This is a genomic window from Bacteroides sp. MSB163, assembly GCF_036416795.1.
Classification (GTDB): domain Bacteria; phylum Bacteroidota; class Bacteroidia; order Bacteroidales; family Bacteroidaceae; genus Bacteroides; species Bacteroides maternus.
The window spans coordinates 994,101-1,016,254 of record NZ_CP143867.1 but is presented as its reverse complement, the minus strand read 5'-3'; the positions used below and the strand labels follow the sequence as shown (position 1 = coordinate 1,016,254).

The 22,154-nt window shown below is 46.3% G+C and carries 18 protein-coding genes and 1 tRNA gene; 1 reads left to right on the top strand and 18 read right to left on the bottom strand.

Annotated features, from left to right (window positions below):
- Positions 1–167 precede the first annotated feature (167 nt).
- From gyrB to VYM24_RS03485, 3 genes are all read right to left on the bottom strand, one after another.
- Positions 168–2,129: a DNA topoisomerase (ATP-hydrolyzing) subunit B gene (gene gyrB / locus VYM24_RS03495; protein WP_330941460.1), complete on the bottom strand. Its 1,962-nt coding sequence runs from the start codon at positions 2,127–2,129 to the stop codon at positions 168–170.
- A 213-nt stretch (positions 2,130–2,342) separates the two neighbouring features.
- Positions 2,343–2,597, bottom strand: a complete 255-nt coding sequence (gene rpsT / locus VYM24_RS03490; RefSeq protein ID WP_007210874.1) for a 30S ribosomal protein S20 — start codon at positions 2,595–2,597, stop codon at positions 2,343–2,345.
- A gap of 39 nt (positions 2,598–2,636) precedes the next feature.
- Positions 2,637–2,708: transfer RNA gene (locus VYM24_RS03485), tRNA-Glu, on the bottom strand.
- 286 nt (positions 2,709–2,994) lie between these two features.
- Here VYM24_RS03485 and recO point away from each other — a divergent pair.
- On the top strand, positions 2,995–3,729 hold the full coding sequence (gene recO / locus VYM24_RS03480) for a DNA repair protein RecO (RefSeq protein ID WP_007210873.1): 735 nt from the start codon (positions 2,995–2,997) through the stop codon (positions 3,727–3,729).
- Between the two features lie 217 nt (positions 3,730–3,946).
- On the opposite strand, the gene VYM24_RS03475 is transcribed toward recO, so the two are convergent.
- From VYM24_RS03475 to mraZ, 15 genes are all read right to left on the bottom strand, one after another.
- Positions 3,947–5,194 carry an acyloxyacyl hydrolase gene (locus VYM24_RS03475; protein ID WP_291550959.1) on the bottom strand — a complete coding sequence of 416 codons (1,248 nt, stop codon included), beginning with the start codon at positions 5,192–5,194 and terminating at the stop codon, positions 3,947–3,949.
- A 201-nt stretch (positions 5,195–5,395) separates the two neighbouring features.
- On the bottom strand, positions 5,396–5,845 hold the full coding sequence (locus VYM24_RS03470; RefSeq protein WP_007210871.1) for a GatB/YqeY domain-containing protein: 450 nt from the start codon (positions 5,843–5,845) through the stop codon (positions 5,396–5,398).
- Between the two features lie 88 nt (positions 5,846–5,933).
- The gene (gene ftsZ / locus VYM24_RS03465) at positions 5,934–7,253 is read right to left on the bottom strand and encodes a cell division protein FtsZ (RefSeq protein ID WP_007210870.1); all 1,320 of its coding nucleotides are present in this window, start codon (positions 7,251–7,253) and stop codon (positions 5,934–5,936) included.
- A 38-nt stretch (positions 7,254–7,291) separates the two neighbouring features.
- Positions 7,292–8,719, bottom strand: a complete 1,428-nt coding sequence (gene ftsA / locus VYM24_RS03460) for a cell division protein FtsA (RefSeq protein WP_291550960.1) — start codon at positions 8,717–8,719, stop codon at positions 7,292–7,294.
- A 19-nt stretch (positions 8,720–8,738) separates the two neighbouring features.
- The gene (locus tag VYM24_RS03455) at positions 8,739–9,479 is read right to left on the bottom strand and encodes a cell division protein FtsQ/DivIB (protein ID WP_291550961.1); all 741 of its coding nucleotides are present in this window, start codon (positions 9,477–9,479) and stop codon (positions 8,739–8,741) included.
- A gap of 82 nt (positions 9,480–9,561) precedes the next feature.
- The gene (gene murC, locus VYM24_RS03450) at positions 9,562–10,953 is read right to left on the bottom strand and encodes a UDP-N-acetylmuramate--L-alanine ligase (RefSeq protein ID WP_291550962.1); all 1,392 of its coding nucleotides are present in this window, start codon (positions 10,951–10,953) and stop codon (positions 9,562–9,564) included.
- Between the two features lie 79 nt (positions 10,954–11,032).
- Positions 11,033–12,205: an undecaprenyldiphospho-muramoylpentapeptide beta-N-acetylglucosaminyltransferase gene (gene murG, locus VYM24_RS03445; RefSeq protein WP_330941459.1), complete on the bottom strand. Its 1,173-nt coding sequence runs from the start codon at positions 12,203–12,205 to the stop codon at positions 11,033–11,035.
- Between the two features lie 14 nt (positions 12,206–12,219).
- Entirely contained in the window at positions 12,220–13,497 is a 1,278-nt protein-coding gene (locus VYM24_RS03440; protein WP_330941458.1) for an FtsW/RodA/SpoVE family cell cycle protein, read from the bottom strand.
- 97 nt (positions 13,498–13,594) lie between these two features.
- Positions 13,595–14,929 carry a UDP-N-acetylmuramoyl-L-alanine--D-glutamate ligase gene (gene murD, locus VYM24_RS03435; RefSeq protein WP_330941457.1) on the bottom strand — a complete coding sequence of 445 codons (1,335 nt, stop codon included), beginning with the start codon at positions 14,927–14,929 and terminating at the stop codon, positions 13,595–13,597.
- A gap of 106 nt (positions 14,930–15,035) precedes the next feature.
- Positions 15,036–16,304, bottom strand: a complete 1,269-nt coding sequence (gene mraY, locus VYM24_RS03430; RefSeq protein WP_007210863.1) for a phospho-N-acetylmuramoyl-pentapeptide-transferase — start codon at positions 16,302–16,304, stop codon at positions 15,036–15,038.
- 59 nt (positions 16,305–16,363) lie between these two features.
- Complete coding sequence (locus VYM24_RS03425; protein WP_044265177.1) at positions 16,364–17,812, bottom strand: UDP-N-acetylmuramoyl-L-alanyl-D-glutamate--2,6-diaminopimelate ligase; 1,449 nt, start codon at positions 17,810–17,812, stop codon at positions 16,364–16,366.
- Between the two features lie 50 nt (positions 17,813–17,862).
- Positions 17,863–19,965, bottom strand: a complete 2,103-nt coding sequence (locus VYM24_RS03420) for a penicillin-binding protein (RefSeq protein ID WP_330942207.1) — start codon at positions 19,963–19,965, stop codon at positions 17,863–17,865.
- Positions 19,966–20,018: 53 nt separating this feature from the next.
- Positions 20,019–20,387 carry an FtsL-like putative cell division protein gene (locus tag VYM24_RS03415; protein ID WP_125910786.1) on the bottom strand — a complete coding sequence of 123 codons (369 nt, stop codon included), beginning with the start codon at positions 20,385–20,387 and terminating at the stop codon, positions 20,019–20,021.
- A 56-nt stretch (positions 20,388–20,443) separates the two neighbouring features.
- Positions 20,444–21,355, bottom strand: coding sequence for a 16S rRNA (cytosine(1402)-N(4))-methyltransferase RsmH (gene rsmH / locus VYM24_RS03410; protein ID WP_044265170.1), 912 nt, complete (start codon positions 21,353–21,355; stop codon positions 20,444–20,446).
- A gap of 23 nt (positions 21,356–21,378) precedes the next feature.
- Positions 21,379–21,858 carry a division/cell wall cluster transcriptional repressor MraZ gene (gene mraZ, locus VYM24_RS03405; protein WP_291550967.1) on the bottom strand — a complete coding sequence of 160 codons (480 nt, stop codon included), beginning with the start codon at positions 21,856–21,858 and terminating at the stop codon, positions 21,379–21,381.
- Positions 21,859–22,154 lie beyond the last annotated feature (296 nt).

The window sequence follows — 22,154 nt, the reverse complement described above, 5'->3', positions numbered from 1 at the left end:
TCTCACGGGGCGGATTTTTCTATTTCGTGAGCTGAAAAGAAAAACGCCGGATAACAGGATTTTCCTGTCCGTCCGGCGTTTCTTCGTTGTAAGATGTGAGGTTGGTTAATAAAAACGTGTTATTCAGTGACTAATCACTAATCGTAAATCATTAATCACTGTTTTTCTTACGCATCAATATTTGCATATGTTGCATTCTTCTCAATGAAATCGCGGCGTGGTCCAACGTCTTCACCCATCAGCATGGAAAAGACATAATCCACTTCGGCGGCATTCTCAATGCTTATCTGTTTCAACATACGGTTTTCAGGGTTCATGGTTGTACTCCACAACTGTTCCGGGTTCATTTCACCCAAACCTTTGTAGCGTTGTGTATGTACGGCATTTTCCGAACCGCCACCATAAGTGTCGATAAATTTCTGGCGTTGTTGATCTGTCCAGCAATATTCCTCCACTTTACCTTTTTTGCAGAGATAGAGGGGCGGAGTAGCGATATACAGGTATCCGTTGCGGATTACCTGCGGGAAGTAGCGGAAGAAGAGCGTCATGATCAGCGTGTCGATGTGAGAACCATCGACGTCGGCATCGGTCATGATAATCACTTTCTTATATCTCAACTTATCGATATTTGCTTCCTTGCTATCTTCGCCATCCACACCGAAACGTATACCCAACGCCTGAATAATATTGTTGACTTCATCACTCTCGAACGCCTTATGCCACATGGCTTTTTCCACGTTCAGAATCTTACCGCGAAGTGGCAGGATGGCCTGGAATCTACGGTCACGGCCTTGCTTGGCAGAACCACCTGCCGAGTCACCCTCGACGAGGAACAATTCACATTCATCAGGATCCTTGCTTGAACAGTCGGCCAGCTTACCAGGCATACCACCACCGGACATCGGTGATTTACGTTGCACGGATTCACGCGCCTTACGTGCGGCAACACGTGCCTGTGCGGCCAGAATCACTTTGTCTACCACCATCTTGGCTTCCTTCGGATGCTCTTCCAGATAATAGTTCAGTGCTTCACCTACAGCCTGGTCTACGGCTCCCATAACTTCGCTGTTTCCGAGCTTTGTCTTGGTTTGTCCTTCAAACTGTGGTTCGGCCACCTTGATAGAGATTACAGCCGTCAGACCTTCACGAAAGTCATCGCCTGCGATTTCTACTTTGGCTTTTTCCAGCATCTTGTTGTCTTCGGCATATTTCTTCAGCGTACGGGTCAGTGCGCGGCGGAAACCTGCAAGGTGCGTACCACCTTCGATGGTATTGATATTGTTTACGTAAGAGTGGATATTTTCGTTATAAGATGTATTGTACATGATAGCCACTTCCACCGGTGTGCCCTGTTTCTCTGTGTTGATGTAGATTACATCATTTACCAGATGTTCGCGGGAAGAGTCGATGTAGCGGACGAATTCCTTCAAACCTTCTTCCGAGTAGAAAACTTCCATCTTGGCGTTGTTTTCTTCATCTTTTACACGAAGGTCGGTCAGAGTGATCTTGATGCCTGCATTCAGGTAGGCCAACTCGCGCATACGGGTAGCAAGGATCTCGTAGTTATAAACAGTTTCCGTGAAGATCGTGTTATCTGGCCAGAATTGCTGACGTGTACCTGTAATATCGCTTGTTCCGATTTCCTTTACCGGATACAGCGGATGTCCGCATTCATATTCCTGCTGATAGATTTTTCCGTTACGGAAAACCTGCGTAGTCATGTGTGTGGACAGGGCGTTCACGCAAGATACACCTACACCGTGCAAACCTCCGGATACTTTGTAAGATCCCTTATCGAACTTACCGCCGGCATGCAATACGGTCATGACAACTTCCAAGGCTGATTTCTGCTCTTTTTCGTGAAAATCAACCGGAATACCACGTCCGTTATCCTGTACAGTGATGGAATTATCTGCGTTGATGGTTACTTCAATGTGGTCGCAATAGCCGGCGAGCGCTTCGTCGATAGAGTTATCCACAACTTCATAAACCAGGTGGTGAAGTCCTTTCATGCTAATGTCACCAATATACATCGCGGGACGCTTTCTAACAGCTTCCAAACCTTCCAGAACCTGGATGTTTTCGGCTGAATAGCTCCCGTTATTGGAGTTAATCTGTTCTTCAGTCATAATCTAATTTCCTTATTCAAATAACAGAGCAAATATAGTGAAAATTCGTGAGATACGAAACTAAACAGAGTGATAAATTTCGTTCGTTTACAGCTTTTTAGCTTCTTACGGAAGGTGTCCGGAACAGGGTGGGGCGATAGGTGCAGATGCGGAAAAAAGTCGGACTAAAAAGTCCGACTTTCCTTGTATATCTTTTGTATAATATTAATTAGCTTATCCTAGCTTATTAATGTAGAGAGCCAACTTTGACTTCAAGTTGTTAGCTTTGTTCTTATGGATTACATTGGTCTTAGCCAACTTATCCAATATCTTGGTTACGCCCGGATACATTGCAGCAGCTTCTGCTTTGTCGGTTGTAGAACGAAGCTTTCTAACAGCGTTTCTCATGGTTTTGCCATAATATCTGTTGTGAAGTCTTCTAGTCTCTTCTTGTCTGATTCTTTTCAGTGATGATTTGTGATTTGCCATCTCGACTAATCTTTTTTAATTCGTTTATTTTTTTAATTGTAGCCCGTGGGGGAATCGAACCCCCCTTTCAAGAATGAAAATCTTGCGTCCTAACCGATAGACGAACGGGCCATCCTTTGGTGAGCATTTCTGCTCTTGCAGAGAGATTATCTCTCGTTTGCGGTTGCAAATGTAGGGACTATTTTTGAATTGGCAAAATAATCTATAGAAAAAAATAGAGAGATTTGTAGAATTTATTCTATAGTTTTGTGTTTGTAGCCTGAATATCAGGAGAATAATATCTTTCATTTTTTTACTTCCCTACCTGCATTTTTTTATTTATCCTTGTTTTATTCCCGTTATTTCCGGCTTTTTTCGTAGTTTTGTTACCGGATTGAAACCAAAACTTGAAGCGCGAATGTTACAGAAAACGCTGGGGATTGTGCTGCATACCCTGAAATATAACGATACCTCTCTTATTGCGGACATCTATACGGAGACGGCCGGACGTGCTTCGTTCATTGTAAAGATACCCCGTTCGCGGAAGGCTGCGGTGAAATCGGTGCTGTTTCAGCCACTCGCCTTGGTGGAGTTGGAGGCGGATTTCCGTTCGAACGCCAGTATGTATAAGATAACGGAGGCGAAGTCTTACTATCCGTTTTCTTCTATTCCCTACGATCCGTACAAATCTTCCATAGCGCTTTTCCTAGCGGAGTTCCTGTATCGTGCGGTGCGCGAAGAGGCTGAGAACCGTCCGTTGTTTGCTTATCTGCAACATTCTATTATCTGGCTGGACGAGTGCCGCGATAGTTTTGCCAATTTCCATCTAGTGTTCCTGATGCGCTTATCCCGCTTCCTGGGGTTGTATCCTAATCTGGAGGATTATGAGAATGGTGATTACTTTGATCTGCTGAATGCCTGCTTCACTCCTTTGCGCCCGCAGCTTCATTCATTTTATATACTTCCTGCGGAGGCTTCACGGCTGACGATGCTGATGCGCATGAATTATGAAACAATGCACCTCTTTGCCATGAATCGCGCTGAACGTACCCGCTGCCTTACAATAATGAATGAATATTATCGCCTCCACTTGCCTGACTTTCCCGTATTAAAGTCTCTTGAGGTGCTGAAGGAGCTCTTTGATATGGATTAATAAGTCCTTTGAGGTAAAACAATAAACCTTTTCCTGTACATCTCACTGACCTTTGGCGCAAAAGATGCCATCTTTCGCTGTAAAAGATGCCATCTTTTGTAGCATAACATGCCACCTTTTGATGTAAAAGATGCCATCTTTTGCATGAGATTAAATAGGGATGTGATAGAGATGTATTAGGGATAGGGGGAAGAACTCCCGGACCGGATGTGTTGTATCAGCGGTGGAAAGTCGGATACTTGTTATTGAAACGGAAGCCGATACCCAGCATCAGATAGTTCGGATCGCTGAAATTCTTCAGATTGTAACCCACATGCAGGTAGGAGCTGCGGGTAAGTTCCACTTTGAGCGTCAGCACTTGGTAGATACCTTTGTGGTCGCCGCCACCATGCAGAACGTTGGCACCAATACCGACACCTACTGTGAAGTAGGGCATCACGTATTCCGCACGTCCTGAAATACCCAGGGCTAACTGCTTGTGAAGAGACGGCTTGTAACACTCATTTCCGCTTCCGGGGATCGTATAAACATTGGAGCTGGCGTCGTATACACCGTCCAGCGAAACACCGGTACGGAATTTATATCCGATGTTGTACATGGGGGCGAAGTTGAAACCAAGTACCGTATAAGCATCCGGTGAAGCGATCTGTCCGCTACCTACCCACACGCCTTTCCGCCTCCATGAGCCGAACAGGGTTAGGTCATAACTGACGTGGCGCGGAAATTTCGGTACTGGTGTGAAGTATGTGGGGCTGGTCAGCGCATCTTCCGGTCTGTTGAAGTTATAGACGACGCCTACTTTTAATCCCATGGTGTTCAGACCCGCATTAGGGAATTTGGTATTACCATTAGAGAAGTGGGTACCGGTTACTCCGGCAATCAGGTCGATCTGCCGTGAAACCATCCAGTTCAGTTGTACGCCGGCATTGATATAGGCATTGGCTTTCGAGCCGATTACACTGTTGTGCGGGTTGTAGCGTTCGTCATAAGGTTTCCAGCCGAAAGACACACCGAAGTTCCATTCGTAATTGAGTGACAACCGTTGGGTGATACGCGCGATGCGTGCCCCTTGATAGACGTAAACGGCAATCGGGTTTCCCAGTTCTTCTTTGCTTCCGAAGTCGTAGTAGCCTACGCCTATACCTTGGTAGGCGCTGCCGTAAATCCGGTCGGCACAAGTATTGGGTTTGAACTGGAATGAATATTTCAGGTGGGCGGAATAGCCCCATTCGAAAGGTTTCCATTGAGAATTGTCCCCTGCCAGGAATGAACTGGTAGGGAATATATATCCCGGGCGGTATTCTACGCCCAGTCTGTGAATAAAACGTTTGGCGAAGTATCCCGTATCCGGTTTATACCCCGGTACGCTGTCTTGTGTCCGGCTTTTGGCGTAAGCTATGTCAGACAAGAAAAGCATTGCCCCCGCAAGGACCATTAATTTCCACATCTTTATATTGCTTTTCATATGCTGTGCCAGAATTCTAGTTTTATTATTATGCGGGGATATTCCCTTGAAAATGCGTGGCAAATATAATGATAGTATTTGAAATAAAAATTATGATACTCAATAAAATGCGAAAAGAAGCCGTGTTTTCGGGCGATAGAAGTTAAATTACTTTCTTCTATCTTCCGGAAACACGGCTTATAACAGAAATAAAAGGGGAGTTTATCCCAGCAATTCTTTTACTTTGGCGGAGATGGCACGACCTTCGGCAAGTCCGGCAAGCTTCTTGGAAGCAACGCCCATTACTTTCCCCATATCTTTACCACTGGTAGCACCTGTTTCGGCAATGATTTCCTTCAGGGCAGCTTCCAGTTCTTCAGCGGACATCTGCTTCGGCAAGTAAACTTCAATCACCTTCACTTGTGCCAGTTCAGCATCTGCCAGGTCCTGACGACCTTGCTGGATGTATATTTCAGCGGCATCTTTGCCTTGTTTCATCAACTTCTGCATGATCTTTAATGCAGCGTCGTCGGTCAGAGTATCGTTGGCGCCCGGAGCGGTCTTTGCTTCCAGGAATACTTTCTTGATGTTTCTTAATGTTTCGAGTGCCACTTTGTCTTTGGCCTTCATCGCGGTTTTAATGTCTTCGCTGACTCTTTCAAATAAATCCATAAGTTTACTCTATTTTTGTTTATTACATATAGTGTGTACTAATCCTCCATCCGCGTAATCTGCGGATGAAAGATGTCTTAAGGCAGATTTAGAAGGTAATCACTCCTCCCATATCTTCACCGCCCTGTGCCTCTTCCGTCGCAAGCTGCCCTTCGGTAGCCGCTTTGGTTTTAATGGTGCTCAGGGTGCTCTTATCGCGCAGGTATGTCGGTGAACTTTCTACCATGCTGATAATATCGGCATTATCCAGATCCTCGGGGTTGAAGATATAGATATGTCGGCGTTTGCGGATGTTCTTGCTGCCGATGCCGCTGGCACTTTCGCCATAAGCCTTGCGTATACGCTCTTTGTTCTTTTCTTTTTCTTCTTCGAGCTGAAGCTGGCGTTCTTCCTCTTCCTGGCTGCGCTTTTCGAGCACACTGTCCATACCGGGGACATCTTCCATGCCGAAACCGGTGGCGAGTACGGTAATCTTTACTTTACCTTCCAGTGTGTTGTCCATAGCCACACCCCAGATTACCTCTACGCCTTCGCGGAACTTGCTCATGAATTCGTGGATCTCGTTCATTTCCTCCATCATCAGTTCCGAGCTTTCACAGAAGGATACGTTCAGCATCACCTTCTTGGCATTGAAGATATCGTTGTTGTTCAGCAACGGAGAATGCAGGGCATCGTCGATGGCTTTCGTCACACGGCTTTCACCTTCGCCGAAGCCGGTGCTCATGATGGCAACGCCACCGTCTTTGAGGATGGTCTTTACATCTGCAAAGTCCAGGTTCACCGTTCCACGCATGGTGATGATCTCTGCAATACTCTTGGCTGCGATAGACAACGTATCATCTGCCTTGCCGAAAGCATTCATAAACGTAAGGTCGGAATATATTTCGCGCAGGCGCTCGTTGTTGATAACCAGTAGGGCATCTACATGCTGGGCGATACGCTCCACGCCATCCAGCGCCTGGATAATCTTCTTTTCACCTTCGAAGATAAAAGGTATGGTGACGATACCGACGGTGAGGATGTCCATTTCCTTGGCTATGCGGGCAATGACGGGAGCAGCTCCCGTACCTGTTCCGCCCCCCATTCCAGCGGTGATAAACACCATTTTGGTACCGTCGTTCAACAGCGATTTGATTTCTTCGCTACTTTCTTCGGCGGCTTCTCGGGCACGTTCGGGACGGTTTCCGGCACCCAGTCCCTCGGTAATAGAACGCCCCAATTGTAGTTTTACGGGGACGGGAGACTCTTTCAACGCTTGGTTGTCCGTGTTACATAGAACGAACGTCACGTCGTGTATGCCTTCCCGGTACATGTGGTTCACGGCATTACCGCCACCACCACCTACTCCAATCACTTTAATGATCTTCGGTGAATCTGTCGGGAAATCGAATTGTACTATATCATCCATATATTTACGATTTTACGATTTACTATTTACGATTGGAGTTACTTCAGATCGTCATCCGAGAAAATCTCATTGGAAATCTTGTTGAAAGTCTTTTCAAACCAGCTGGGACCTTCTTTCTTCTTTTTCTTTTTCTCTTCTTTTTCTTTACGTTCTTTCTCCTTGCGTTCCCGTTCGCGACGTTCTTTCTCTTCCTTCTCGCGCTGTGCTTTGGCGGCACGGGCGGCGGCTTCCTGTTCTTTCAGGGCTTCGTCATCGCCAAACATATCGGCGGGTTTCGGTGGAGTAACATTGGAAGTGGCCGGAGCAGGTTTCACCTCTTGCAGACAGCAATTTTCGTTGCCGGCAGCAAGCAGGCCGAGCAGTGTGTTCTGCATGCCGTCTTTCTTCAGTACATCGTTGAAGCCATGGATGGTGTTGTGTACAAAGCGGGTGGTCTTTACCTTATCGACCTTGCTGCGTTTGCGGAATGCGTCCTCCATGTTTTTCAGGTTGGCACCGCCGCCGGTGAAGATGATGCCGGACAGCAATTTGTCTTCGTATCCGGAAAGTTGCAGTTGGTTCCATACATTGGCAAGGATTTCTTCGGCACGGGCGTCGATGATGTCGTTCAGTACGTTCAACTCGATGCTACGACCGTCCTCCAGTGTGCAGACTGCCGGTGTTTCCGCCTCTTCTTCTTCGTAAAGCATATCTCCGTATTTCAGCTTCAGCTGCTCGGCTTCGGCCTCTTCCATTTGCAGGGCGGTAATGTCACGGGTGATATTGTTTCCACCCAGCGGTAGTACGCTAAGGAAGCGGAGAATGTTATTCTTATATACTGATACGGTAGTCGTATCTGCCCCGAAGTCTACCAAGGCACATCCCGAGCGCATTTCGCTTTCCGTCAGCACGGCATTGGCCAGGGCTATCGGGGCGATGAGCAAGTCGGCAATTTCTACTTTGGCCTGTTCGAAACTGTGCTCCAGATTCTTCTTGAGGGAAGCGCGCGCTACGATATTCAGGAAGTTTCCTGTGATACGCTTGCCTGCCACACCCACCGGATCAGCCTGAAGATTGTTGTCTATCTTATATTCTTGCGGGGCTACATCCAGCACACTCATGTCCATCAGGGGAACTTCGAGGTTTTCATCGCTGATTGCATCTACCAACTCTTGCGAGATAATCCCTTCCTCTTCCAGCACACGGCTTACCGCATTCTTTACCGTGCGCAATGACTGTCCGCCGATGCCTACATATACTTTGGCAATGGAGTTGTTCAACTGGCTCTCCAGCTTGTTGATGATGGAAGTCAGAGCCTGTGCGGTCTTGTCTATGTTGTAGATGACTCCTTTGTGGATAAAAGAAGAGGCATCTTCACGCGCGTAGGCCAGCACTTGTATGCTTCCGTCGCTGTTCTTCTTGCCGGCGATACCGGAAATCTTGGAAGAACTCAACTCGATAGCGGCGATAAATTCTGTTGTTGCCATAGATATATTCCTAATTTATTTAATTTCCTCGTTTTGTACAGATAATCTGGTTACTAAATTCAACGTTAATACGTGAATATTTGTTCCATCCTACCTTATTTAATCCTTTTTCGTAGAAAGCTTTCACCCGTTCGAGCTTGCGCTCAAAGCCGTTCAGCTTACCGAGATAGATGATATGGTCGCCCACCCGGGGCACTAATTCCACATTCTTGTCCGGAAGCACATGTATCTGTTCGATTTGCGCGTCCCAGAACTTATTATTCTGCAAAAATACACCAAACTTATATAAATCCCTCATGGCAAACGACTTTTCTACTCTTCCGGTCACTATGGCAAGGTGAGCAACGCACTTTGCGTCGGGTGGCATTACGGTGCCTTTGTTGTCCAGATAGTAGTTTTCACCGTTTGCGCTCATTACTCGCAGGATAGGGATGCGCTGGCTGACTTCCACACAGAGCATTCCACTGGGAGTCTTATAGCACTCCACTTCGTCGATCAGCGGATGTTTGGCGAGTTCCCGCTCCAATGTTTTGCTACGAATGCGATCCATAGGTTTGCCAACGGGATAAATACCTTTCTTCTCCAGCATACCCGTTACTTCTTTCTTGGTGATGAAGCCAGCATAAACTGTATCCTTGATAACCAATTCCATGTCACGACACACCTGTCCGGCAGGCTTCCGATTGAAAGCCGTGATAGCTACCACCAGATAGGCGATGACGAGCAGCAGGACGATAGACAATAGAATTCGCTTTAGCATAATGTTTATATTAATGAAGAATTAAGAATTAAGAATGAGGAATTTAGCTACGCTGTGTAAGAATGATGCGCAGCCAAATTCTTCATTCTTCATTCCTCATTCTTAGTTTAAGTTGTTTCGTGATTTCGGGGACGTAGTTGTCTATGTCTCCTGCACCTAAAGTAATCAGAACCTCGGTCTTTTTCTGAGACAGCAGGTTCAGTATGTCTTCTTTCCTGCACATACATTTTTCAATGCCCGGACGCAGGTTGTCGTATATCAGCTGACTGGTGACACCGGGAATCGGTAGTTCACGTGCCGGATAGATATCTACGAGGATCACTTCATCGAGCAGGGACAAGCTGTCGGCAAATTCCTTGTAGAAGTCACGGGTACGTGTGTAAAGGTGCGGCTGAAAGATAGCCGTAATTTTCTTGTCCTGATATAGGTCGCGGATAGACTTTACGCTTTGTGCGATTTCGGCAGGATGATGGGCGTAGTCGCTCAGGAATACCACTTTATCATTCTTGATTTTGAAGTCGAAACGGCGGTCTACTCCGCGGAAACTTGCCATGCCGCGTTTGATTTCCTCGTCCGTGGCACCGTTGAGGTGGGCGAGCGCCATGGCTGCCACGCCATTCTCTATATTGATGCTCACGGGAACACCTAATTGGATATCATTGATACGTGTATCAGGTGCCACGAAGTCGATAAATATCTCACCGTTTCCGATGCGGATATTCTCAGCATGGAAATCACCTTGGGTACGAGCATAGGTATAAACTTTTACCCCGGATTGCACATCAGGTTTCAAAGCAATGTCTTTGTGAATGATCAATGCGCCGCCCGGTTGAATCAGGGTTGTATAATGACGGAAACTTTCCAGATAGGCTTCTTCCGTACCGTAGATATCCAGATGGTCGGGGTCGGTAGCTGTAATGACACTCATGTATGGTGATAACCAATGGAAAGAACGGTCGAACTCATCTGCTTCGATCACTGTATACGGACTGGACTGAGACAGCAGCAGGTTGGTTCCATAATTCTTGGAGATGCCTCCGAGGAATGCGGTGCAGCCTGCATGTGACTGATAAAGTAAATGTGCAGCCATTGTGCTGGTAGTGGTTTTACCATGCGTTCCGGCTACGCACAGACCTTTACTGCTGTGGGTGATTGTTCCCAGAACCTGAGCGCGTTTCTGTATTTCGAAACCGTTATTGCAGAAGTACACTAACTCGGCATGATCTTGCGGAACGGCCGGGGTATATACGACTAAAGTTGCTTCCTTGTCCTTGCAATCTTCGGGGATCAGGCTTACATTTTCTTCATAATGTATCTGTGCGCCTTCTGCGATAAGGTGTTCGGTCAGTTCGCTCGGAGTGCGGTCGTAACCAGCTACGAGTTTGCCCTTTGATAAGAAATAACGTATCAGGGCACTCATACCGATGCCGCCGGCACCGACGAAATATACGGATTTGATGTTTTCTATATTCATCTTCTTCTATTTTAATACTATCTCAATTCTCCTCCTGGGAGGAAGGGAATTGAGTTGCTACAGTTCATTTATTGAATTATTATGGTTTACTTATCAGTTTCAATACTTCTTTTGCAATTATAGTTGCTGAGTCGGGCAGAGCCAACTTGGCAATGTTCTCGCTCAACGTTTTTAGTTTCCCGACATCGGCAACCGTTTCGAGTGCTACTGGAATCAGATTCTTCATTGCATCTGCATCCTTCACGTAAATGGCAGCTTCCTTATTTACGAGGGCCAGTGCATTTTTAGTTTGGTGGTCTTCTGCCACATTGGGTGAAGGTACCAGAATAACCGGTTTATTCAGCAGGCAGAACTCAGAGATAGATCCTGCTCCCGCACGCGAAATGACCAGATCGGTAGCCGCATACGCACTTGCCATATCTTTGATGAAGTCCGTCACATAGAGGTTCGGGATAGCTGAAATGCGTGGATTGCGTACCGCTTCTCCGGTGGTGGTAGTGATGGCATCTTTCACTTGCTGAATGTATATCTTTCCGGTCTGCCAGATGAACTGAATGTCACCGTATGCTTTGATTGTATCCAGTGCGGCAATCAGCGTCTGGTTTATAGTACGCGCTCCAAGACTGCCACCCAGTATCAATATTGTTTTCTTCTCCGGATTGAAACCGAAAGAAGTCACGGCAGCTTCGCGACTCTGCTTATTGGCTAACAGATTCTGTCGAACCGGATTCCCTGTCATAATAATCTTATCCGCGGGAAAGAACTTTTCCATTCCGTCATACGCTACACAAATCTTGCAGGCTTTTTGTGCCAGCAGCTTATTTGTTACGCCTGCATAAGAGTTCTGTTCTTGTATCAAAGTAGGCACTCCCATCATACCTGCTACTTTTAACGTAGGGCCACTGGCATAACCACCTACACCTACCGCTACCTGAGGATGAAACTCTTTCAGTATGCGGCGTGCCTTCAACTGGCTACGGAGTAACTTTATAATCACTGCAAAGTTTTTCCATAAACGTTTACGGTCGAAACCTGCCACGGGTAAACCGATGATTTTGTATCCTGCATCGGGTACACGTTGCATTTCCATCCGTCCTTCCGCGCCTACAAAGAGGATTTCTGCATCGGGGCGTAGTTCCTTGATGGCATTGGCAATGGATACTGCGGGAAATATATGTCCCCCTGTACCTCCACCGCTTATGATAATGCGGGGAGCTTCTCCACTATGGCTCTTATTTATATCTTTATTCATACTCTTCTATGCTCTTACTCGAATTCTGCATCACTATTCAGCACCTTTGCTGTTGGTTCAGCCGCTGTTTGTATCTCGCTATATCCTTCTTCAACAGCAGCTTTCACTTGCATCGGTATCTGTGCGTCATGTTCTTTAATCTCTTCCAATTTGGCGGTATAGCGACTCACACTCAATATCATGCCGATGTAGGCGCAGTTGATAAGTGTGGAGGTACCACCTTTACTGATAAGTGGCAGCGGTTGCCCGGTGACCGGTGCCAATCCTACTGCTACCATCATGTTGAATACGGCTTGCGATACAAGCAGCAGCGCAATTCCTATGATAAGGAAGGCCGGAAACGTGCGGTCGCACTTCTTCGCTATACGCCCCACTCGTATCAGTAGGCAGACGTAGAGGAACACGACGAAAGCCCCGCCTATCAATCCCAATTCTTCCACAATGATGGCAAAGATAAAGTCAGAGAATGCCTGGCTCAGGAAGTCGCGCTGTACTGAGTTGCCCGGTCCTCTACCTACAACGTTGCTTGTGGCTACGGCGATACGGGCGTGGGCTATCTGGGCATCTTTGTCAATATCGAATTTGGCGGCAGGCACTTCTGTGTCATCTGTGAATTTCTCTATACGGGCACGCCATGTGTCAAAACGGTGCAGGAACGGTAAATCGCTATTCTTGGTCAGTACCAGAAATGCTACGCTTACGATTGCCACTCCTGCCAAGCCACCGAACAGTATCAACAGTTTTTTCATTGCCACCCGTCCGATGAACATCATCAGAAAAACCACTCCGAAAAGTAAAGCTGCTGTCGAAAGGTTCTCCGGTGCAATCAGCAGGCAGACAACTCCTGTGATAATCATGATACGCTTAAAGGCTTTCGGGCTGGCCCCGTCTTCATCCTGTCCCTTGGAGAGGATAAAGGCAGTGACGATGATCACGGCCATTTTTGCCACTTCCGAAGGCTGGAACTGGATACCCATGAAGGTCATCCAGCGTGCAGCGCCGTTGATGCGTTCCATCATCATAACGAGACCCAGTAATACTACGGACAAGGGAAGCAGGAACACAGGGAATACCTGAAACCACTTATAGGGAATATTGTGCATAAACACCACTACTACAGCGCCCACCATCAGGATGATGCTGTGCTGTGTAATAGGCCCCCAGTGGTCGCCGCTCTTGTACGTCAGTGTAGACGCGGCGCTGAACACCTCTACGATAGAAATGAGGCAAAGGAAAAGGAATATGATCCAGATTACCTTGTCACCTTTGAATATGCTTCTGAGTAAGTCCAATGCTTCGCAAATTAATAGTTAATAATTAAAGAATGAAAGCGCTCATATACGCTTGCTTTTCTCACGATGTGCGACCGTCTTTTTATCCCGGGTACGGTCATAATGCTCTTACGTATTCCTTGAACTGGTCGCCCCGGTCTTCATAACTGTTGAAGAGGTCAAAGCTCGCACAACAAGGACTCAGCAATACCGTTTCGCCTTTTTTCGCTAAACGGAAAGCGGCGTCTACGGCATCTTTCATACCGGTCTGTACATCGGCAACGGGCAATCCCATGCGGTCGAAGAAATCGTGCAACTTTTCGTTATGCAATCCCAGGTAAACCAGGGCGGAGCATTTCTCGCGCACCAGGTCTTCAATCTCTGTATAGTCGTTGCCTTTATCTTTTCCGCCCAGTATCAGGACCGTTTTCGTTTTCATGCTCTGCAAAGCATACCAGCAGGAATTTACGTTGGTAGCTTTAGAGTCGTTGATAAACTCTACACCGCGCACTGTGGCTACCTTTTCAAGGCGGTGTTCTACGCCTTTGAAGTCGGACAAAGCCCGGCGAATATATTCTTTCTCTATTCCGGCGAGGTTGGCGGAGATGCCTGCGGCGAGAGAATTGTATAAGTTATGTGTGCCTTGTAAAGCCAATTTTTCCTGTTCCATGTTGAAGGCGATGGGTTCGTTGATTTCCACTTCACCGTCTTCTACGTAGGCTATGGCTCCATCTTCTTTCACTGCGGAGAATGGATAAAGGTGGGCGCATAACCCGTGTTTGTCCAATTCGCGTTTGATGATGGGGTCGTCATTCCAGAAAATGAAAGCATCTTCCGGTGTCTGGTTCTGCGTGATACGGAACTTTGCATCCACATAGTTCTGCATGCAGTGATTGTAGCGGTCCAGGTGGTCGGGCGTAATATTCATCAGCACGGCAATATTAGCGCGGAACTTATACATGTTATCCAACTGGAAAGAACTGAGTTCAATCACGTAGTAATCATGTTGATCCGTGGCCACCTGCAAAGCTAGGCTCTTGCCAATGTTGCCTGCCAATCCTACATTCAGACCTGCACTCTTGAAAATGTGATAAATGAGTGAGGTAGTAGTGGTCTTACCGTTTGAACCGGTAATACATATCATTTTTGCATTGGTATAGCGTCCTGCAAACTCTATCTCAGAGATGACAGGCGTTCCTTGCGCTTTCAGTTTCAATATCATCGGAGCATCGTTGGGGATACCGGGACTTTTCACCACTTCATCGGCGCTTAAAATCAACTCTTCTGTGTGTTGTCCTTCTTCCCAGGAGATGTCGTACCTGTCCAGCACTTCTTTATATTTGTCTTTAATGGCGGACATGTCGGATACGAATGTGTCGAATCCCTTCACTTTGGCGAGTACGGCAGCACCTGCACCACTCTCTCCGGCTCCTAATACTACAATTCTACTCATGCTGTTTTAAATTAAGAATGAAGAATTAAGAATGAAGAATTGCTATGCGGCGCAATAGTGCGCAGCCTGATTCTTCATTCTTCATTCCTAATTCTTCATTCATTTGTTATCTTATCTTTAATGTAATAATCGTTATTGCGGCCAGTACAATTGTCACAATCCAGAAACGGACCGTAATTTTTGACTCATGGAACAGCTTGGTCGGCGTTGTAAACTTCACCGTACAGCCCGGTTCTATCAGGCTCATGGAGGTACGGAAGTGGTCGTGAATAGGTGTTCGTTTGAACAGCCTTTGTTTTACTCCTTTCCGTTTTCCGGCTTTGTAATAGAACCGTTGTAAAATGACGGATAGGTTTTCCAGCAGGAATACACCGCAAAGAATGGGTATCAGCAATTCTTTGTGTATGATGATGGCAAATACGGCGATGATACCGCCAATGGTTAAACTACCCGTATCACCCATGAATACCTGTGCCGGATACGCATTGTACCACAGAAAACCAATCAAGGCACCAATGAAGGCGCAGATGAAGATTACCAGTTCCTCCGATCCGGGAATATACATGATATTCAGATAACCGGCATATTCGATGTGGCTGGATACATAAGCTAAAATTCCCAGTGCCAAACCTATAATTGCCGAGTTTCCTGCCGCCATACCGTCCATTCCATCATTCAGATTGGCGCCATTGCTGACGGCTGTCACTACGAATATAGTGATAATCACAAACAGTACCCAACCTGCCGTTTGCGCATGTTTACCCATAAAACTTACGAAATCAGCATAATCCAGGTTATTGCTTTTGAAGAAGGGGATGGTAGTCTGCGTCGACTTAATGTCTTGTCCCGCATGAATAACCTCCACTTCCTGCCCGGGTTTCTGCACTTCAATGTTTTCGCGGATAACAGCTTGCGGGCTCAGGTATAAGGTAAGCCCCACGATTAATCCCAATCCTACCTGTCCGATAATCTTGAACTTTCCGTGCAGGCCTTCTTTGTCTTTCTTGAAAATCTTGATATAATCATCGGCAAATCCTAATGACCCCAGCCATACCGTGGTAATCAGCATCAATATCATATAGATATTACTCAACTTACCCAGTAGCAGACACGGAATGAGAATTGCTACAATGATAATGACTCCCCCCATGCTCGGTACACCTACCTTGTTCACCCCGAACGGATCGATGCTGGCATCACGTTGTGTTTCCGTAATCTGTTTCCGTTTCAGCAGGTTGATAAAACGATCTCCCCAGATGCTTGAAATGAGCAATGCAAGGATGATTGCCATCAAAGCCCGGAATGATGTATATCCAAACATACCCGCGCCGGGAATGTCATACTTGTCTAACCATTGAAATAAATAATACAACATAATTTGACTATTTGCTGTGATAAGGTGGTAAAGTAATATCACTCTATCACCCTATTACTCTAAAACATTATCGCTTTTAATTCTTCTTTATCATCGAAATGATGTTTCACTCCCTTAATCTCCTGATAGTTTTCATGGCCTTTTCCGGCTACGAGAATTACATCACCCGGCTGTGCCAGTAGGCAAGCGGTCTTGATGGCCTCGCGACGGTCGGCTATGCTGATGGTTTTCTGCATGTCCTCCTTGTCTAATCCGGCAAGCATATCGTTGATGATATCCTGGGGCTCTTCAAAACGCGGGTTGTCCGAGGTAATGATGACGCGATCGCTGGCTTTGGCTGCTTCCTTGGCCATGATGGGGCGTTTGCCTTTATCGCGATTACCGCCTGCGCCTACTACGGTGATCACCTTGCCTTTACCTTCAAGTACTCCGTGAATGGCGTTCAATACGTTGATGAGGGCGTCCGGAGTGTGTGCATAATCTACAATGGCGGTGATGCCTTTGGGTGAACGCACTGCATCGAAGCGTCCGGCTACCGGCTGCAAAGTGCTGAGGGCAACCAATACATCTTCCTCTTTTTTGCCGAGCAGTACAGCTGCACCAAATACCGCCAACAGGTTTGAAGCATTAAAACGGCCGATGAAATGCACGGCCAGTTCGTGGTTATTGAAGTCGAGTAACATACCTTCGAAATGAGACTCCAATATCTTGCCTTTGAAATCGCTGAGGCTGCGCAATGAGTAGGTGTATACCTTCGAGCGCGTGTTTTGCGTCATTACAAGCCCGTTCTTATCATCCAGGTTGGTCAGACTGAAGGCATTCTTCGGCATATCGTCGAAGAATTTCTTCTTAGCTTTGAGGTAATTCTCCACTGTCTTGTGATAGTCCAGATGGTCTCGCGTCAGGTTGGTGAAAATACCGCCTGCAAAACGAAGCCCGCTGATACGCTTCTGGTCGATAGAGTGCGAACTCACTTCCATGAAGACATACTTGCATCCGGAGTCTGCCATCTGTCCTAATAACTGGTTCAGAGTGATGGGGTCGGGGGTCGTATGCTCAGTGGGTATGGGTTGATCGTCTATGTAGTTGCAAACAGTAGAAATCAGTCCTACCTTATAGCCGAAATAACGGAATGTATTATATAATAAGGTGGCGATGGTCGTCTTTCCATTCGTTCCGGTTACACCTACCAGTTCCATCTTGGAAGTAGGATCGTCGTAGAATGTAGTGGCTACTTTGCCTACAGCGTCTTCGCTGTCTTTCACCTGAATGTAGGTGATGCCCTCCTGTTTAGCTTCGGGTACATCTTCGCAGAGCACGGCGACAGCGCCTTTCTCTATGGCCGCGGGAATATAGACATGTCCGTCAGTTTGGGTACCGCGCATAGCCATAAACAGATGTCCGGCTTGTACCAGGCGGGAGTCGATGTTTACCCCCGTTATCTCCGTCTCCGTACTTCCGATAATCTGTATCGGTTGTATTGCTTTCAGTAATTCACTTAATACCATACCTTATATATAATATATATTCTAAATTAGTAAATCTTTCGTCCGCACCTCTAATGAAGTGCTAACGTCACCGTCTGTCCTTTTACCACACGGTTGCCGCCCGGTATCGATTGATTTCTCACTTTTCCGATACCGTTTAGTTTGACTTTCAGACCTTTACTCTCCAATAGGTACACAGCATCCTTCGCTCCCATTCCAATAACACTGGGGACAAGATCCGGGTTGGCCCCGTCTTTACCTTGCAGAATAACTGCATTGGGAGCTGCTTGTGTATGTCCCCAAGCCTCTTGTCCTTTCTTGGACGTGAACTGTTTCTGTACCGGTACTTTCAAACTATTCAATACCTGGAAGGCTTCATTCATTTCTCCGGCTTTTACGGGAGGAATGACATTGCTTGTACTGTCTATTGCACTGCGGATATCAAACCGCAGATTCTTTGCATATACTCTTTCTGCAATTTTTCCGAATACACTACCTGCCATCAGACCACCTGATGCCGGAAGTCCCGGTTTCTGTATGGAAACGATACAGCTATACTTGGGAGCATCAGCCGGGAAATAGCCACAAAAGCTTACCAGATAATTCACTCGTCCGTTTTTATAGCCTGCTGTACCTTGTGATACCTGTGCTGTACCCGTCTTGCCGGCTACGGAAAATTGTTTGCTTCCGGCTGGTTTGGCTAATCCTTGTGATACCACTTTTTCCAGAATATCACGTATCTGAGTCAATGTCCGGTCAGAGCATATCTTCGGGTTAATCACTTCCGTAGGATATTCTTCTATAACTTCACCGTCTTTTACCGCAGCCTTTACGAATTTGGGTCGTATCATTACACCATTGTTGGCAATGGCATTATAGAAAGTCAGGATATTGAGTGGCGGAACCTGTGTTTCGTATCCGATACTCATCCAGGGCAGGGTTGTTTTTGCGAAGTATCTTTCCTTCGGTCCCTTGATGTTAGGCTTTCCTTCGCCGGAAATTTGTAGATGTAGCGGTTGGTCGATGCTCATGCGCTTTAAACCATCCACATATTTCTGCGGATTATCTTTGTAATGTTTGTCAATGAGATAGGAGACACCTACATTGGATGAGACTTCCAGAATACGTGTTACATTGATTTTCCCGTATCCTCCGCGATGCCAGTTATGATCTCTCATTTTGCTGCCATACATCATCATAATACCATTTCCGGTGTCTACTTCTGTTTCCGGTGTGATCTTTCCATCTTCAAGAGCCACCATGATGGAAGCTGTCTTGAAAGTCGAGCCCGGTTCCATCATGTCACTGATGGCATTGTTGCGCATTTCGTAATAGTTGCCATCGTTGGCTTTCATCATGTTGACGATGGCTTTCACTTCGCCGGTCTGTACTTCCATGAGTACTGCCACACCTACAGTGGCATTAATTTCCTTCAACTTGTCTACCAATGCTTTCTCGCAGATATCCTGCATGCCTACATCGAGGGTTGAGATAATGTCGCAACCGTCTACGGGGGCTATATCTACGATATTCAGGTACTTGTTCATCACCTTCTGGCGATGGGTGATGCCGTCGCGACCTTTCAATAAGGTGTCGAATGACAACTCGATACCATTTTTTGCACCTTGTGCAGTATCGGCATAAAGATCGCCCAATGTACGGGCTGCCAATGATCCGAATGGCTTCTTACGTTGATTATAAACCTGCTCGTGGAAGCCACCTTTGTACTTGTTCAGATTGAATACAGGCAAACGTTTTGCTTCTTTATACTGGATATACGAAATGCGTCTCGGATAAATCAGATAATTACGGCTGCCCTTCTTACGCCCTTTCTGTAAGTGTGACTTAAATTCAGCGGCACTTTTATCGGGGAATATCTTATGCAGTCCTTCGCAAATTTCGTTCATATGATTCACCAGCATGGTATCTTTGGTTACACCACCTGCCTTAAAGTCCATATAGATGCGATATTCCGGCAAGGAACTTGCCATTAGTTTGCCGTCGGATGAAAGAATATTACCACGATTAGGCTTTACCGTTACGTTCTCTTTTATGAAACGGTCGGCTACATCCTGCCAGTATTGTCGCTCTGCAAACATGATAATTGCGGCTTTTACGACAATAGCTATTCCCAGCAGCCCCATTACGAGGACTACAAAGAAGTAGCGGGTCATGATATTTTTCTTATTTACTGCCAAGTCTGTTTTCTGTTTAACGGTTCTACTGATTACTTAATCAAATACGGTGGATTGGTTGAGGTCTGTAAGTCACTCTCCTTGGTTGCAATGTATTCCTCAATGCGTGACTGGCGACTTTTTTCCATCAACTCCGAGCTACGGGTGAGGGCATCATATTTAATGTCAATCAGTTCTTTTTTCAGTTTATCAATCTCTATCATTTGTTGCTGACAAGCATAACGGTTGTGTATGTAAAACAGTATCAGCACCATTATCAGCACAAGCAATTTGGTCTGACGACGGAAAAAATCCGTTGCCAGAATATCACCACCAATGATGTTCTTCAGAGACGTGCGATTTTTAGCTTTCTTCGCCTTTTCCGCTTTCTCTGTTTTCTCATTTACCTGTTTTTCTTCCATTTCCTTCATCGCTCTATCACTCTACCGCTTTATCATTTTACCACTCTTGCTCTTTATCACTTCTTCTCCGCTATTCTCAGTTTTGCACTTCGCGATCTCGGATTTCGTTCTATCTCCGCTTCGTCCGGTACAATCACCTTATTGTTCACCAGCCGGAAAGGTGTCTGTACATTTCCAAAGAAATCTTTTTCCATCTTGCCTTCTACGTTTCCGGTTTTCATCATATTCTTCACCATTCTGTCTTCCAGCGAGTGATACGTGATTACTACCAGTCTTCCACCTGGTTTCAGCGCCTCGGTTGCTGCATACAACATCTCTTTCAGCGCTTCCATTTCCTGATTTACTTCGATACGCAATGCCTGGAAGACTTTTGCCAGTTCTTTTTTCTCCCGTTCCCGGCCGAAAAGTGGCTTGATGATTTCCAGAAACTCACCGATAGTTGTTACTTTTTGTCCGGCGCGTGCCTTTACGAGTACGGATGCCAATTTGCGGCTGTTTTTCAGTTCACCGTACAAATAGAAGATATCTGCCAAGCGCTCTTCATTATAAGTATTGATAATGTCCGCCGCAGTGTCTCCTGCACGTTTGTTCATACGCATATCCAGTGCCCCGTCAAAGCGGAATGAGAATCCCCGCTCGCTATCATCGAAGTGGTGTGAGGACACACCTAGATCGGCAAGTATCGCATCTACTTCTTCTATATCATGGTAGCGTAGGAAGTTATGCAGGTAGCGGAAATTGCTGCGTACAAAAATGAAATGCGGATTATCCACGATATTCTGTTCGGCATCTTCGTCCTGGTCAAATCCCAGTAACCGTCCGCCGTCTCCCAATCGTGACAGTATTTCGCGTGAATGTCCTCCTCCGCCGAAAGTGACGTCTACATACGTCCCATCCGGGCGGATATTCATTCCGTCCACACTCGGCATCAACAGCACCGGTACATGATATGTCAATTCTTCATTCATCACTAATCACTCATCACTAAACGTTAATCATTCTCTTCCTCTTCCTCCCAATCATCCTCATCTCCCAGAATGTCCTGCAATGCTTCGCTGAACTCTTCCGGACTGACGAATGGCTGTTCGGTTTTCTCTTTTGCCCAGATCTCTATTGTATTATCCATACCAATAAAACGTACATCGCTCTGTATGCCGGCCATTTGCAGGTAACGTTTGGGCAGAAGGATGCGTCCGTTCCCGTCGGGAATCATGATTTCCGCATCGCTCACAAATTGCCGGAAAATGTCTTGGTGTTTTGCGTTCCATTTGTTCAATCGCCTCCTTAATTGGTTTTGCGTCTTGAACCAAACGCTTTCTGGATAGAGTACCAGGCAATCTTGGAATACGTCTTTGCGCAGCACTAGCCTTTCTTCGGAAGCGGATTGCAGTTGCCTCCGAAAGCCGGCGGGGATAAATACACGTCCCTTTGCGTCGGTCTTCGCTTCTATATTGCCCAAAAAACGTATCATTGCTACCTTATTATAATAAGCGACGGTAAAAGTACACATTTCCCCACAATCCCCCACAAGTTTTAACTAAAAACTTTCAGAGAAGTTTTCAACACCCTGTTCATTGTTTATTTCGTTGATAATGAACATGGTGCCGAAAGGCTTTATTCGTGGGGAATTGAGGGGCAAAAACCTTGTTAGTTTTCTATTCGGACTGTACTTGTACCGTACCTGAGCCGTACTTGCTCCGTACCAACTCCGTAGTTTCTCCGTATAGAGGTACTTCTGACCGAAGAAGGTACGGAGCAAGTACGGTT